We start from the raw sequence: 15,139 nt of genomic DNA on the forward strand, positions 1-15,139 counted from the left end.
CTGGCGACTATAGCCGTTTGGAACCACCTGATACCATCTCGAACTCAGAAGTGAAACAAACTCGCGCCGATGATAGTGTGGGGTCTCCCCATGTGAAAGTAGGTCATCGCCAGGGCTTTTTTTAAATGAAATAGTCAAAAATCTAGAAGTTGGCTAAAAGAGCATGCTAACAAATGATTGACAAAGAGATAATAAATGCTTCTTAAATAGAAGCATTTTTATTACCTGAAATTTGTTAACAGCTTATTGTTTTTGCTGGCATAGCTCAGCAGGTAGAGCAACTGATTTGTAATCAGTAGGTCCCGGGTTCGACTCCTGGTGCCAGCACCATCTAGATAATACCTCAGATCAAGCTATTGACTTTAGTTGTTCCATGAAAGAAAATGGCGTTTTTTTGGAGGGGTTCCCGAGCGGTCAAAGGGATCAGACTGTAAATCTGACGGCTCAGCCTTCGAAGGTTCGAATCCTTCCCCCTCCACCAATGTTTGTGGATAGGAGTTTTGTAGCGAAAAGCATGGCTTGAAGCTGTATAAACACCATGTAGCGGGTGTAGTTCAATGGTAGAACCTCAGCCTTCCAAGCTGATGGTGTGGGTTCGATTCCCATCACCCGCTCCAATTTATAAGCAAAGGATAGTTTTAAAACGATAATACATAGTCTGCTGTGTAACTGCCCACATAGCTCAGGCGGTAGAGCACTTCCTTGGTAAGGAAGAGGTCGCTGGTTCGAGTCCAGTTGTGGGCACCATAAAATGATTAACTAATGAAACGGGGGAGATTTTCCGATGGCGAAGGAAAAGTTTGAACGTACGAAGCCGCACGTGAACGTGGGAACGATTGGTCACGTAGACCATGGCAAGACGACACTGACGGCGGCGATCACTACGGTTATGGCGAAGAAATTTGGTGGTACTGCCAAAGCATATGATCAAATTGATGCGGCACCGGAAGAGAGAGAGCGTGGTATTACAATTTCTACTGCCCACGTTGAATATGAATCATCCAACCGACACTATGCTCATGTGGATTGCCCTGGACACGCGGATTATGTGAAGAACATGATCACTGGTGCGGCGCAGATGGATGGCGCGATTTTGGTTGTATCTGCTGCGGATGGTCCGATGCCACAAACTCGCGAGCACATTTTGCTGGCTCGTCAGGTAGGGGTACCATACATTGTTGTTTACTTAAACAAAGCAGACATGGTTGACGACGCTGAGTTGCTGGAACTGGTGGAGATGGAAGTCCGTGATTTGTTGAGCTCATATGAGTTTCCTGGCGATGACATTCCGATTATTGTTGGTTCAGCACTGAAAGCTTTGGAAGGGGATACCAGTGAAATTGGTGTGCCTTCAGTTGAGAAGCTGGTTGACACGATGGATTCTTACATACCTGAGCCAGTTCGTAACATTGACAAGAGCTTCTTGTTGCCGATTGAAGACGTATTTTCTATTTCTGGACGTGGTACTGTGGTTACCGGCCGTGTTGAGAGTGGAATTGTCAAAGTTGGTGAAGAAGTTGAGATTGTTGGTATACGTGACACAGTTAAGACGACTTGTACTGGTGTTGAGATGTTCCGCAAGCTTCTGGATGAAGGTCGAGCTGGGGACAACGTAGGTGTGTTGCTGCGTGGTACGAAGCGTGATGAAGTTGAGCGTGGCCAGGTATTAGCTAAGCCAGGCACCATCAAGCCACATACGAAGTTTGAAGCGGAAGTTTATGTGTTGTCTAAAGATGAAGGTGGTCGCCATACACCATTTTTCAATGGTTATCGCCCACAGTTTTACTTTAGGACAACCGACGTAACAGGCACCTGTGATTTACCGGAAGGTATTGAGATGGTGATGCCAGGTGATAACGTTCAAATGACTGTTAGCTTGCATTCTCCAATTGCTATGGACGAAGGTTTGCGTTTCGCTATCCGCGAAGGTGGTCGTACCGTAGGCGCTGGTGTTGTTGCTAAAATTATTGAATAAAACAACACTATTTGTTTTCATACTTCCTGCCCAACAGGAAGTATGAATGATTGTTAGGCCAGTAGCTCAATTGGCAGAGCGGCGGTCTCCAAAACCGCAGGTTGGGGGTTCGATTCCCTCCTGGCCTGCCAACTAACCATACAAATATGAAAGAAATAAATAAGTCTAGAATACAGCCTCATGAAATAGCTTCCTGGATTGGCATTGTTTTAGTGACAGTAGCTGCCTTTTTTGGCACCTACTATTTTCATTTTTCTGGTCCGATTAAAGCATTGATTTGGGTGGGTTGGTTGGTCTTGATATTTGCCTTGGCTTTTTTTACATCGCAGGGGCAAAAAGTATTTTCTTTTTCTAAAGAAGCAAAAACTGAATTACAAAAAGTAGTGTGGCCTACTCGGCAAGAAACAGTGCAAACCACATCGATAGTAATGATCATGGTGGCAGTTACAGGGTTCATCCTTTGGGGTATTGACACCGGGATGATGTGGGTAATTGGAAAAATAACACATTTGGGTTGATAATGGTGGAAGAGCAAAAAACAAAACAATGGTACGTTGTGCATGCTCAATCTGGGAGAGAAAGATATGTTATGGACGAGATTAAATCTCGTGCTGCACACCATCATCTAGAACATAAGATCGGCGAAGTCGTAGTTCCCTCTGAAGAAGTAGTAGAAATGCGCGCTGGCCAAAAGCGAAAGAGTACAAGAAAATTTTTTCCAGGTTACGTGTTAGTCAATATGGTGATGGATGATGAAACCTGGCATATGATCCGTGCAATCCCGCGCGTTCTTGGTTTTATCGGCGGAACCAGTCAAACACCTACTCCAATTTCAGATAAAGAAGCCAATGCAATTTTACAACGCGTTGAAGAAGGAGTAACCAAACCCAAACCTAAAGTACTGTTCGAACCAGGTGAAGTGGTGCGCGTTAAAGAAGGTCCGTTTGTTGATTTCAACGGAGTAGTCGAAGAAGTAAATTACGAGAAAAACCGCTTGCGGGTTGCTGTCCTTATTTTTGGACGTTCTACCCCTGTAGAACTTGAATTCAGTCAAGTTGAAAAGACTTAAAATTGTGTGTGGGACTTAATGAGTCCTGATTAACCGGGGAGCCAAAGTAAACTTTGTTGAAATGGCGTTAAACCCAAATTGAGGTGTAATATGGCTAAAAAAGTAGAAGCATATATTAAGTTACAAATTCCTGCCGGTAAAGCAAACCCAAGTCCACCAGTTGGACCTGCATTGGGTCAGCGCGGTGTTAATATTATGGAATTTTGTAAAGCGTTTAACGCAGCTACCCAATCTATGGAACAAGGATTACCAACTCCAGTTGTAATTACTGTTTATAGTGATCGTAGTTTTACATTCGTTACCAAAACTCCACCTGCTTCTGTATTGCTCAGAAAAGCAGCTGGAATTCAAAAAGGCAGTGGCAGACCCAATACCAATAAAGTCGCTAAGCTTAATCGCGAACAGCTTGAAGCAATCGCAAAGACTAAAGAGCCTGATTTGAGCGCTGCTAGCTTGGCAGCTGCTGTTCGTTGCATTGCTGGTACAGCACGCAGCATGGGTATCGAAGTAGAAGGTTTGGAGTAAGCATTATGCCTAAGATAAGTAAAAAGCGACAAAAAATTAGAGAAAAAATACAGACAAACCGTTTGTATAAAGCTGATGAAGCCATTCAATTATTACAAGAATTTGCGAGTAAAAAATTTGTTGAAGGCTTGGATATCGCCGTTAATTTAGGTGTTGATCCACGTAAATCTGATCAGGTTGTGCGTGCATCCACCACGCTTCCTAAAGGTACCGGAAAAACCGTGCGCGTCGCAGTTTTTGCTCAGGGTGACAATGCCAAGAAAGCAAAAGACGCTGGAGCAGATATCGTTGGTTTTGAAGATTTGGCTGAGCAAATCAAAGCAGGTGAAATGAACTTTGATGTTGTCATCGCTACGCCTGATGCAATGCGCATCGTGGGGCAACTCGGTCAAATTCTTGGCCCACGTGGTTTAATGCCAAACCCTAAAGTAGGCACGGTTACTACCAACGTTGAAGCTGCAGTAAAAGATGCCAAGGGCGGTCAGGTTCGTTATCGAACCGATAAGATGGGTATAATTCATTGCACCGTCGGCAAAATTAATTTTTCTGCTGCTGACTTAATTGAAAACATACAGACATTAATTGCTGATTTGAAAAAAGCAAAGCCCGCTTCATCAAAAGGTATTTACATTAAGAAAATTACCTTGTCTTCGACCATGGGTCCAGGCTTGCCTATTGATCCAGCATCAATTGCTGTGTAGAATATTCACCCACTTTAAAGATTTCACGGCATAGACTTCGGTTCATGCCGTCGAAGACCGCAGGTGCTAACGCTTAATATCCTGCGCAGACGGTGAACCGGCTCTGGGATCCATGACTCTGAGACGGCCACCATAACTGGCAAATCCTCGATTTGCGCATTTAGGAGGTCAGTAACGTGACATTAAACTTAGCTGGAAAAAAAGCTGTAGTTGAAGAAGTAACCGCTGTTGCTTCCAAAGCTATTTCAGCAGTTGTTGCTGATTATCGCGGTTTGACTGTTAATCAAATGACCCAACTACGTGCTGAAGCGCGTAAGGCAGGGGTATATCTTCGCGTAGTGAGGAACACCTTAACCCGCAGGGCATTTGAAAATACAGAATTTGCTTGTCTGAGCGACATGTTGGTTGGTCCTTTATTTATCGCCTTGTCACTGGATGCACCCAGTGACGCTGCAAGATTATTAAAGGAATTTAACAAAACATTCGAAAAGCTTGAAGTCAAAGCCTTATCAGTCGGTGGTAGAGTGTATGGTGCTGAACAGCTCGATGCTGTCGCTAGCTTGCCAACCAAAGATGAAGCGATTGCTAAGCTGATGTATGTAATGAAAGCACCAATCGAGAAATTCGTTCGCACGCTGGCAGAGCCACATGCCAAATTGGTCAGGCTGCTTGCTGCGGTTAAAGACAAAAAAGCAAGTTAATCGCTAATCTTAACTAATTATTAAACTTAGGAGCTAGAAATGGCTGTAAACAAAAATGAGATCCTAGAAGCTATATCCAACATGTCTGTTATGGAAGTAGTAGATTTAATCGAAGCAATGGAAGAGAAATTTAACGTTTCTGCTGCAGCTGCTGCTGTTGCCGTTGCTGCACCTGCTGCTGCCGCTACTGCTGCTGAAGAGAAAACAGAGTTTGACGTTGTTATGACAAGCTTTGGCGATAACAAAGTTGGTGTTATTAAAACTATCCGTACCATCACTGGTCTTGGTTTGAAAGAAGCTAAGGATTTGGTAGAAGGTACTCCATCAACTGTCAAGGAAGGCGTATCTAAAGCAGAAGCTGCTGACATTAAGAAACAACTTGAAGAAGCTGGTGCTTCTGTCGAAGTTAAGTAACTCCGATAAGTCAAAAATTGATGACCCAGCCATGATTCATGGCTGGGTTTACTTGTTTAAAGATTTCAATATTTTATAGAGGAACCACCATGGCCGAAGCAGTTGCTAACAATCAATATTCGCATGCTGAGAAAAAACGATTTCGCAAGAGCTTTGGTAGACAAACTGAAAGGATGGCAATCCCTAACCTCCTGGAGATTCAGTTAAAGTCGTATAATGATTTCCTGCACCCCAATCCATCAGAACAATATAAAACAGGATTGCATGCAGCATTCTCATCCGTATTTCCAATTCACAGCTTTTCAGGTAACGCCAGACTTGAATACGTAAGTTACAGCTTAGGCGAGCCAGCTTTTGATGTGCGTGAATGCAAATTGCGTGGATTAACTTATTCTGCGCCGCTGCGCGTCAAGATTCGTTTGGTTGTTTTAGATAAAGATGCGACGGGTGAGCCAAAACCAATTAAAGACATTCGTGAACAAGATGTGTTCATGGGCGAAATCCCCTTGATGACCGATGTAGGTACTTTCGTAGTAAATGGTACAGAACGCGTTGTCGTATCGCAGTTGCATCGCTCCCCAGGTGTTATATTTGAGCATGATCGCGGTAAAACTCACTCATCTGGAAAATTATTATATTCCGCACGAATTATTCCTTACCGTGGTTCATGGCTAGATTTTGAATTTGATCCAAAAGATGCCGTGTTTGTACGAATCGATCGACGTCGCAAATTGCCGGTAAGCATTTTATTGCGCGCACTTGGTTTGGATGCTGAAGCCATTTTGGCCGAATTTTTTGAAACCACTGGTTGCCATATTAAAAATGGTGAATTCCACATTGATTTGGTTCCTTCCCGTTTACGTGGCGAAATAGCTTCATTTACCATTACAGTTCCTGAAACTGGTGAAGTCATCGTGGAAGAAGGCCGTCGCATCACGGCGCGCCATATCAAAATGATGGAAAAAAGCAATATGACCGTTCTTGTAGTTCCCCGCGATTACTTGATCGGCAAGGTATTGGCTAAAAATATTGTAGATACATCTACCGGTGAATCCATTGCGCAAGCAAACGATGAAATTACCAGCGAATTATTGGATTCCATCATTGATCATGGCATTCATGATTTTGAATTGATTTATACCAATGACTTGGATCATGGTTCTTATATATCAGACACGCTTCGCATTGATCCCACTTCTTGCCAATTGGAAGCGCTGGTCGAAATTTATCGCATGATGCGTCCTGGCGAACCACCGACTAAAGAAGCTGCAGAAGCTTTATTTAAAAATTTGTTCTTCACTGAAGAGCGTTATGATTTATCTGCCGTCGGTCGTATGAAATTTAATCGCCGCGTTGGCCGGAAGGATGATCATGGCCCTGGCACGTTAACAAAAGAAGACATTCTGGCTGTTATCAAGACTTTAATCGATATCCGCAATGGTATTGGCATGGTTGATGATATTGACCACTTGGGTAACCGTCGGGTACGCAGCGTTGGTGAAATGGCAGAAAACCAATTCCGCGTTGGTTTAGTGCGCGTCGAGCGAGCTGTAAAAGAACGTTTAAGCCTGGCCGAATCCGAAAATTTAATGCCGCAGGATTTGATTAATGCCAAGCCAGTTTCGGCAGCAGTAAAAGAATTCTTTGGCTCAAGCCAATTGTCCCAATTTATGGACCAAGTTAATCCATTGTCTGGAGTAACGCATAAGCGCCGTGTATCGGCTTTAGGGCCCGGTGGTTTAACCCGTGAGCGTGCCGGTTTTGAAGTACGCGACGTACATACGACTCATTATGGCCGTGTCTGTCCAATTGAAACTCCGGAAGGTCCAAACATCGGACTTATCAACTCATTGTCTGTATATGCACGTACAAATGAATATGGTTTCATTGAAACACCTTGCCGGAAAGTCATAGATGGACGGGTAACTGATGAAATTGAATACATATCTGCCATCGAAGAAGTAGACATGTATATTGCTCAATCTACGGTTCCTGTCGATAAAGAAGGGAATATTCTGGCTGATTTGGTGCCATGTCGTCACCAAAATGAGTTTTCATTAACAACGCCGGATAAAATCAATTATATGGACGTGTCGCCAAAACAGATCGTGTCCGTAGCTGCCTCATTAATCCCATTCTTAGAGCATGATGATGCGAACCGTGCACTGATGGGTTCAAACATGCAGCGCCAAGCCGTTCCTACCTTGCGTGCTGAAAAGCCACTAGTTGGAACTGGTATGGAGCGCACGGTGGCTTCTGATTCCGGCGTGTGCGTCGTTGCTAAGCGTGGTGGTGTGATTGATTTGGTCGATGCTGCACGTATTGTGGTTCGCGTTAATGATGATGAAACTTCCGCCGGTGAAACAGGTGTGGATATTTACAACTTAACTAAGTATTTCCGCTCAAACCAAGATACTTGCATCAACCAAATTCCGATTGTTGCAAAAGGCGATCGCATTAACCGCGGCGATATATTAGCTGATGGCCCTTGTACTGATATGGGTGAACTGGCTTTAGGCCAAAATATGCTAGTGGCTTTCATGCCTTGGAATGGCTACAACTTTGAGGACTCCATCCTCATCTCTGAGCGTGTCGTACAGGAAGATCGATTTACTACCATTCACATCGAAGAATTGACTTGTATTGCTCGCGATACCAAATTAGGCACAGAAGAAATTACCGCTGATATTCCCAATGTAGGTGAGTCGGCTCTTGCTAATCTGGATGAGTCCGGTGTGGTTTACATCGGTGCGGAAGTAAGCGCTGGCGATATTCTGGTGGGTAAAGTTACTCCTAAAGGCGAGACACAGCTTACCCCGGAAGAAAAATTATTACGCGCTATTTTCGGCGAAAAAGCTTCTGACGTTAAGGATACGTCGTTGCGCGTGCCTTCAGGTATGAATGGTACCGTAATTGACGTACAAATTTTTACCCGTGATGGTCTTGAAAAAGATGAGCGCGCGAAGAGCATTGAAGAAGAATATCTGGCTCGGGTTCGTAAGGATTTAATTGATGAGCGCCGCATCCGGGAAGAAGATATCTATCACCGTGTTTATAACTTGCTTATTGATAAAGTGGCCACTGGTGGTCCTAGCAGTTTAAAGCCAGGATCGAAAGTGACTGCAAGCTATCTTGAAAAAACTGATCGTGAAAAGTGGTTTGATGTGCGCTTGGAAGACGATGCTAGCAGTCAACAGCTAGAGCAACTGTCCAAACAAATGGAATCCTTGGCACAGGAAATAGAAAAACGTTTCAATGACAATCGCAAAAAAATCACCCAGGGCGATGATTTAGCTCCAGGTGTTTTAAAAATTGTAAAAGTTTATCTGGCGGTGAAACGACGTATCCAGCCCGGTGATAAAATGGCGGGTCGCCATGGAAACAAAGGGGTAATTTCAATTGTAGTACCAGTGGAAGATATGCCTTATATGGAAGATGGGACTCCAGTCGATATCGTATTGAACCCATTAGGCGTGCCTTCGCGAATGAACATTGGTCAAGTACTTGAAACCCACTTGGGGCTTGCTGCCAAAGGCTTGGGCCACCGTATTGGTGAGTTACTGGACAGCAGACGTTCTATTGCAGAAGTCAAAGAATATTTGCACACCATCTACAACCATGATGAACAAAAGCGAGTCGCACTGGATCGATTGAGTGATGAAGAACTCCTCTTGCTGGCAAATAACTTGCGGGCAGGGGTTCCCATGGCTACCCCAGTATTCGACGGTGCAAGTGAAGCTGAAATTAAGTCCATGCTTAAGCTGGCTGGCTTACCTTTAGACGGCAAAACAACATTGATTGATGGTCGAACTGGTAGAAAATTCGACAACCCGGTTACTGTTGGATACATGTATATGCTGAAGTTGAACCACTTGGTGGATGACAAGATGCATGCCCGTTCCACGGGTTCATACAGCTTGGTTACCCAACAACCATTAGGGGGTAAAGCCCAGTTCGGAGGCCAGCGTTTCGGGGAGATGGAAGTTTGGGCCTTGGAAGCTTATGGTGCTGCTTATACTCTGCAGGAAATGTTAACTGTTAAATCGGATGACGTGAGCGGTCGAACCAAGATATACAAAAATATTGTGGATGGCGACCACCGTATGGATGCCGGCATGCCTGAATCCTTTAACGTGTTGTTAAAGGAAATCCGCGCATTGGGCATTGATATTGAGTTAGAACACGACTAACTGTATTTATTCGACTGTAACGAGCACGGCAATCGCTTGTCTGTGCTCAATGATGTTACTTCTGACTGACCATTTTTGGAGGCATTAACTTGGCTAATCTAGGCAACGAATCGATGAAGAAAACACCTGTAATGAGTGATTTGCTAGGCATGCTCAAACAACAAGGCCAAAGTGAAGAATTTGATGCAATTAAAATTGCGTTAGCTTCTCCTGAATTAATTCGTTCATGGTCTTATGGTGAAGTCAAAAAACCTGAAACCATTAATTACCGCACGTTTAAACCAGAACGCGATGGATTATTTTGCGCCAAAATTTTTGGCCCTATCAAAGATTATGAATGCTTATGCGGAAAATATAAGCGTTTAAAACACCGTGGTGTAATTTGTGAAAAGTGTGGTGTTGAGCTTGCGCTGACCAAAGTAAGACGTGAGCGCATGGGGCATATTGAATTGGCAAGTCCTGTAGCCCACATTTGGTTTTTAAAATCTCTGCCTTCCCGCATCGGTCTGTTATTGGATATGACTTTAAGAGATATTGAGCGTGTACTTTACTTTGAAGCATTCGTAGTGGTTGACCCAGGAATGACTGAGCTTGAGCGCGGGCAACTGCTCAATGATGAAGCATATCTCGAAGCGATGGAAGAATATGGCGATGAGTTTGACGCACGCATGGGTGCTGAAGCAATCCGTGACTTGTTGCGTCAAATCGATTTGGAAGAGGAAATTAAATCGCTACGTGAGGAATTGCCGACTACCAATTCTGAGACAAAAATTAAAAAAATCACCAAACGTCTCAAATTACTTGAGGCATTTTATGATTCAGGAAATAAACCGGAATGGATGATTATGAATGTCCTTCCTGTTTTGCCACCGGATTTAAGACCTTTGGTTCCTTTGGATGGCGGTCGCTTTGCTACCTCTGATCTCAATGACTTGTACCGTCGCGTTATTAACCGTAATAATCGTTTGAAACGCCTGTTGGATTTAAATGCTCCGGATATTATTGTCCGTAATGAAAAGCGCATGCTGCAAGAATCAGTAGATGCTTTATTGGACAATGGTCGCAGGGGTCGTGCCATTACAGGAACGAATAAGCGTCCATTAAAATCTTTGGCTGACATGATCAAAGGTAAGCAAGGTCGCTTCCGCCAAAACTTATTGGGTAAGCGTGTCGATTATTCAGGCCGTTCGGTTATTGTAGTAGGTCCTACACTACGTTTGCATCAATGCGGGTTACCTAAAAAGATGGCTTTGGAATTGTTTAAGCCATTCATATTCAGCAAGCTGGAATTTCGTGGTTTAGCGACTACGATTAAAGCGGCTAAAAAAATGGTAGAACGTGAAGAGCCCGTGGTTTGGGATATTCTTGAAGACGTAATACGTGAACATCCGATTCTCTTAAACCGTGCTCCAACACTCCACCGTTTGGGGATTCAGGCATTCGAACCCGTTCTCATCGAAGGCAAGGCAATTCAATTGCACCCGCTGGTGTGTACAGCATACAACGCAGACTTTGATGGTGACCAAATGGCTGTGCACGTGCCACTGACCATTGAAGCGCAGTTGGAAGCTCGTTCATTAATGATGTCTACCAATAATATCTTGTCGCCAGCAAACGGCGAACCCATTATTGTTCCTAGCCAGGATGTGGTACTGGGCTTGTATTATTTAACCCGCGAACGCGTAAATGCTTTAGGCGAAGGTAAAATATTTGCCAATATTCAAGAAGCACAGAATTTTTATGAAGATGGTTATGTTGATATCCATGCCAAGGTAAAAATTCGCATGCCCGTAGACAAATCGGTTCATCCTTCTGGTTATCAGTTGGTTGATACCACGGTTGGAAGAGCAATTCTTGCTGACATCCTTCCTAAAGGCATGCCGTTTTCCAACATCAACAAGCCGATGACTAAAAAAGCCATATCCAGGGTCGTCGATAGCTGTTACCGAAACTTTGGCTTAAAGGAAACCGTCATATTTGCAGACCAATTGATGTATATGGGCTTTAAATATGCCACCCGTGCCGGTGCATCCATCGGTATTGAAGATATGGAAATTCCGGATGATAAAGCAGATATTATCGAGCAAGCTGACAATGAAGTTCGGGAAATTGAATCACAATATCGTTCTGGTCTGGTAACCAATGGTGAGCGTTATAACAAAGTCATCGACATTTGGTCGCGTACCAATGAGATGGTCGCCAAATCGATGATGACCAAAATTGCGACCGAAGAAGTAGTCAATGCCGAAGGAAAAGCAGTTCGGCAGGATTCATTTAACCCAATCTTTATGATGGCTGACTCAGGAGCGCGGGGTTCGGCGGCCCAGATCAGACAGTTAGCCGGGATGCGCGGATTGATGGCGGCTCCGGACGGCTCTATTATTGAAACCCCGATTACTGCGAATTTCCGCGAGGGATTAAATGTATTCCAGTACTTTATTTCGACCCACGGTGCGCGCAAAGGTCTTGCTGATACAGCATTGAAGACAGCAAACTCCGGTTATTTGACCCGGCGCCTCGTAGACGTAGCGCAGGATGTCGTGATTACTGAAGATGATTGCGGTACGGAAAAAGGCATTTTAATGCAGCCGTTAATTGAGGGTGGTGACGTAGTAGAGCCTTTGCAAGAGCGCGTTTTAGGGCGCGTGGTAGCTACCGACGTGTATGTGCCTCACCAAAGTGAACCCATCGTCACGGCAGGAACATTGCTGGATGAAGAATGGGTTGAGCGTTTGGAAAAGATAGGTGTTGACCAAGTTTATGTCCGTTCACCTATCACTTGTGAAACGCGTTTTGGCTTGTGTGCTAAATGCTATGGTCGCGATTTGGCACGTGGGCATTTGGTAAACACTGGGGAAGCAGTAGGGATTATTGCTGCGCAATCCATTGGTGAACCGGGTACACAGTTAACCATGCGTACTTTCCACATTGGAGGTGCTGCATCACGGGCCACTGCTGCTAATAATATCCAAGTTAAAAACAAGGGTATAATCAGGCTGCATAATATTAAGACCGTAACCCATGAAAATAATAATTTAGTTGCTGTATCCCGCTCTGGGGAAGTAACCATTGCTGATGAGTTTGGCCGTGAGCGTGAGCGTTACAAGCTGCCATATGGTGCCGTATTATCTGTGCGTGATAACTCACCGGTTGAAGCAGGGCAAGTCATTGCCACTTGGGATCCGCACACCCATCCAGTCATTTCAGAAGTGGCCGGAAAATTGAAGTTCGTCGATTTGATTGAAGGTTTGACCATGAATCGTCAAACCGATGAGCTGACCGGGCTTAGCAACATTGTTGTCATTGATGCCAAACAGCGTGGTATCGCCGGGCGTGATTTACGTCCTATGGTTAAGCTGGTATCTGATGAGGGTGATGATATTTTCTTGGCAGGTACCAATGTTCCTGCTCAATACTACCTGCCTGTTGATGCCATCATCAACTTTGAAGATGGCAGTCGCGTTGGCGTGGGTGATGTTATTGCCCGTATTCCGCAAGAGCGCTCGAAGACCCGTGATATCACCGGGGGCTTGCCGCGTGTAGCAGACTTGTTTGAAGCCCGCAAGCCAAAAGATTCGGCAGTCATGGCGGAAATATCTGGAATTGTTAGCTTTGGTAAAGAAACCAAGGGTAAACGCCGCCTGATCATTACAGGAGCCGATAATCAAATTCATGAAGAATTGATACCAAAATGGCGACATATTTCTGTGTTTGAAGGTGAACATGTAGAAAAAGGGGAAATCATTGCCGATGGTCCTCCAAATCCGCATGATATATTACGTCTTTTGGGAGTCGGTGCATTAGCGAATTACATCGTCAATGAAGTTCAGGATGTGTACAGACTGCAAGGCGTAAAAATTAACGATAAGCACATTGAAACCATCGTGCGGCAAATGTTGCGGAAAAGAACCATTGCATTCGCTGGCGACTCCAAATTCTTGGTGGGTGAGCAAGTGGAAGAGACGGCTATGCTCCAGGAAAACGATAAACTGGTTGCAGACAATAAAATGCCTGCAGATGGTACGCCGATACTCCTTGGAATCACTAAAGCTTCATTGGCTACCGAGTCGTTTATTTCAGCGGCGTCATTCCAGGAAACGACACGTGTATTGACTGAAGCGGCGGTAAGCGGAAAAGTTGACGATTTGCGTGGTCTTAAAGAAAACGTCATGGTGGGACGATTGATTCCAGCAGGTACTGGATATGCTTATCATCAAGGACGTAAAGCCAAGCGCAGGTCGCTTATGGAACAATCTTCGCACACAGTTACTGCAAGCGATGTTGAGCATGCATTAAGCGAAGCATTGAATGCAGATAATCGCGATGAGGGAACAGGGTTCTAAGATTGATAATTTTGGGAGTTTTTAATTAAATTTTCGTGAGCGGTTTTGCTGCCTTACATGCAAATGTCAGGCAGCAAAGTATCATGTGTATCCATGCAATAAACAGCGAGCTCAAAATTTAGCTTTGCTTTAGCGATTAAGGCAAAGTTGAAACTCAAAATTTAATAATCTGAAACCAGGTGCATACAGGTTAGGCTTGACAAACCGGCTGGAGCTATATAGAATCCGGCCTCCTTATGCATACGAAAATAATCTAAAGATAAAGTTCGGAGTTAACAATAAATGGCTACTATTAATCAGCTGGTGAGAAAGCCACGTCGGGATGTTAAAAGAAAAAGTAACGTTCCAGCGTTAGAATCTTGCCCACAACGCAGAGGGGTATGTACCCGCGTTTATACAACAACACCTAAAAAGCCTAACTCAGCTATGCGTAAGGTGGCGCGTGTACGGTTAACAAATGGCTATGAAGTAACCTCCTATATCGGCGGCGAAGGTCATAACCTTCAAGAGCATTCTGTTGTTCTCATCCGTGGGGGCCGGGTTAAAGACTTGCCTGGTGTGCGCTATCACACGGTTCGCGGTAGCTTGGATACGTCAGGTGTTAATGATCGTAAACAAGGCCGCTCTAAATATGGAACCAAAAAACCAAAAGATAAGAAATAATCTTAGATTAGGAATTTAGACATGCCAAGAAGAAGAGAAGTCCCCAAAAGAGAAATTTTGCCTGATCCAAAATATCATAGTGAATTGTTGGCAAAATTTATTAACGTTTTAATGATCAGCGGTAAGAAATCAACTGCTGAAAAAATCATTTATGGTGCCTTATCCATCCTGGAAGAGCGCCTGAAGAAAGTTAAAAAATCGGATGAAGACGAAGGCGATGCTGGCAGCAGTTCTGCTACAGGCGTTTTACGTTATTTTGAACAAGCATTGGATAACGTTCGCCCTACCGTTGAAGTTCGTTCACGCCGTGTTGGTGGTGCAACTTATCAAGTTCCGGTGGAAGTCCGATTGGATCGCAGCATTGCATTAGGTATGCGCTGGATTGTTCAAGCTGCACGTTCACGCGGTGAGAAGGGCATGATGTTGCGCCTGGCGGGTGAACTGCTTGATGCATTTGAAAGCAAAGGTTCAGCCGTGAAAAAACGTGAAGAGACCCACAGAATGGCAAAAGCTAACCAAGCCTTTGCGCATTTCAGATGGAATTAATGAGAGAGGTTA

At 44.3% G+C, this 15,139-nt stretch carries 11 protein-coding genes, 5 tRNA genes and 1 rRNA gene; all 17 read left to right on the plus strand.

Annotated features, from left to right (window positions below):
* The 17 genes from rrf (at position 1) to rpsG (ending at position 15,127) form a co-directional block, all read left to right on the plus strand.
* Positions 1-115: ribosomal RNA gene (gene rrf, locus ELY11_RS04985) — 5S ribosomal RNA — on the plus strand.
* Between the two features lie 139 nt (positions 116-254).
* Positions 255-330: transfer RNA gene (locus ELY11_RS04990), tRNA-Thr, on the plus strand.
* Between the two features lie 66 nt (positions 331-396).
* A tRNA-Tyr gene (locus ELY11_RS04995) sits at positions 397-481 on the plus strand.
* A gap of 62 nt (positions 482-543) precedes the next feature.
* Positions 544-617, plus strand: a tRNA-Gly gene (locus ELY11_RS05000).
* Positions 618-671: 54 nt separating this feature from the next.
* A tRNA-Thr gene (locus ELY11_RS05005) sits at positions 672-747 on the plus strand.
* 37 nt (positions 748-784) lie between these two features.
* On the plus strand, positions 785-1,975 hold the full coding sequence (gene tuf, locus ELY11_RS05010) for an elongation factor Tu (protein ID WP_127032648.1): 1,191 nt from the start codon (positions 785-787) through the stop codon (positions 1,973-1,975).
* A 55-nt stretch (positions 1,976-2,030) separates the two neighbouring features.
* A tRNA-Trp gene (locus ELY11_RS05015) sits at positions 2,031-2,106 on the plus strand.
* 15 nt (positions 2,107-2,121) lie between these two features.
* Positions 2,122-2,493 carry a preprotein translocase subunit SecE gene (gene secE, locus ELY11_RS05020; RefSeq protein WP_126954999.1) on the plus strand — a complete coding sequence of 124 codons (372 nt, stop codon included), beginning with the start codon at positions 2,122-2,124 and terminating at the stop codon, positions 2,491-2,493.
* Between the two features lie 2 nt (positions 2,494-2,495).
* Positions 2,496-3,044 carry a transcription termination/antitermination protein NusG gene (gene nusG / locus ELY11_RS05025; RefSeq protein ID WP_199737863.1) on the plus strand — a complete coding sequence of 183 codons (549 nt, stop codon included), beginning with the start codon at positions 2,496-2,498 and terminating at the stop codon, positions 3,042-3,044.
* A gap of 90 nt (positions 3,045-3,134) precedes the next feature.
* On the plus strand, positions 3,135-3,569 hold the full coding sequence (gene rplK, locus ELY11_RS05030) for a 50S ribosomal protein L11 (protein WP_126954997.1): 435 nt from the start codon (positions 3,135-3,137) through the stop codon (positions 3,567-3,569).
* Between the two features lie 5 nt (positions 3,570-3,574).
* Entirely contained in the window at positions 3,575-4,270 is a 696-nt protein-coding gene (gene rplA, locus ELY11_RS05035; protein WP_126954996.1) for a 50S ribosomal protein L1, read from the plus strand.
* A 176-nt stretch (positions 4,271-4,446) separates the two neighbouring features.
* Positions 4,447-4,971 (plus strand): 50S ribosomal protein L10, encoded by a 525-nt coding sequence (rplJ, locus tag ELY11_RS05040; protein WP_126954995.1) that lies wholly within the window; start codon positions 4,447-4,449, stop codon positions 4,969-4,971.
* Between the two features lie 39 nt (positions 4,972-5,010).
* Positions 5,011-5,385: a 50S ribosomal protein L7/L12 gene (rplL, locus tag ELY11_RS05045; protein WP_126954994.1), complete on the plus strand. Its 375-nt coding sequence runs from the start codon at positions 5,011-5,013 to the stop codon at positions 5,383-5,385.
* 89 nt (positions 5,386-5,474) lie between these two features.
* Positions 5,475-9,575 carry a DNA-directed RNA polymerase subunit beta gene (gene rpoB, locus ELY11_RS05050; protein WP_127032649.1) on the plus strand — a complete coding sequence of 1,367 codons (4,101 nt, stop codon included), beginning with the start codon at positions 5,475-5,477 and terminating at the stop codon, positions 9,573-9,575.
* A 131-nt stretch (positions 9,576-9,706) separates the two neighbouring features.
* Positions 9,707-13,918 carry a DNA-directed RNA polymerase subunit beta' gene (gene rpoC / locus ELY11_RS05055; protein ID WP_199737866.1) on the plus strand — a complete coding sequence of 1,404 codons (4,212 nt, stop codon included), beginning with the start codon at positions 9,707-9,709 and terminating at the stop codon, positions 13,916-13,918.
* Between the two features lie 282 nt (positions 13,919-14,200).
* The gene (gene rpsL, locus ELY11_RS05060) at positions 14,201-14,581 is read left to right on the plus strand and encodes a 30S ribosomal protein S12 (RefSeq protein ID WP_126954991.1); all 381 of its coding nucleotides are present in this window, start codon (positions 14,201-14,203) and stop codon (positions 14,579-14,581) included.
* Between the two features lie 21 nt (positions 14,582-14,602).
* Positions 14,603-15,127, plus strand: coding sequence for a 30S ribosomal protein S7 (gene rpsG, locus ELY11_RS05065; protein WP_126954990.1), 525 nt, complete (start codon positions 14,603-14,605; stop codon positions 15,125-15,127).
* Positions 15,128-15,139 lie beyond the last annotated feature (12 nt).

It is taken from the genome of Legionella septentrionalis (assembly GCF_003989745.1).
GTDB lineage: Bacteria > Pseudomonadota > Gammaproteobacteria > Legionellales > Legionellaceae > Legionella_A > Legionella_A septentrionalis.

Bases quoted from the DNA above. Each gene is read 5' to 3' on its own strand.
- tuf (WP_127032648.1), top strand. From the start codon at position 785: ATGGCGAAGGAAAAGTTTGAACGTACGAAGCCGCACGTGAACGTGGGA.
- secE (WP_126954999.1), top strand. From the start codon at position 2,122: ATGAAAGAAATAAATAAGTCTAGAATACAGCCTCATGAAATAGCTTCC.
- nusG (WP_199737863.1), top strand. From the start codon at position 2,496: ATGGTGGAAGAGCAAAAAACAAAACAATGGTACGTTGTGCATGCTCAA.
- rplK (WP_126954997.1), top strand. From the start codon at position 3,135: ATGGCTAAAAAAGTAGAAGCATATATTAAGTTACAAATTCCTGCCGGT.
- rplA (WP_126954996.1), top strand. From the start codon at position 3,575: ATGCCTAAGATAAGTAAAAAGCGACAAAAAATTAGAGAAAAAATACAG.
- rplL (WP_126954994.1), top strand. From the start codon at position 5,011: ATGGCTGTAAACAAAAATGAGATCCTAGAAGCTATATCCAACATGTCT.
- rpoB (WP_127032649.1), top strand. From the start codon at position 5,475: ATGGCCGAAGCAGTTGCTAACAATCAATATTCGCATGCTGAGAAAAAA.
- rpoC (WP_199737866.1), top strand. From the start codon at position 9,707: ATGAGTGATTTGCTAGGCATGCTCAAACAACAAGGCCAAAGTGAAGAA.
- rpsL (WP_126954991.1), top strand. From the start codon at position 14,201: ATGGCTACTATTAATCAGCTGGTGAGAAAGCCACGTCGGGATGTTAAA.
- rpsG (WP_126954990.1), top strand. From the start codon at position 14,603: ATGCCAAGAAGAAGAGAAGTCCCCAAAAGAGAAATTTTGCCTGATCCA.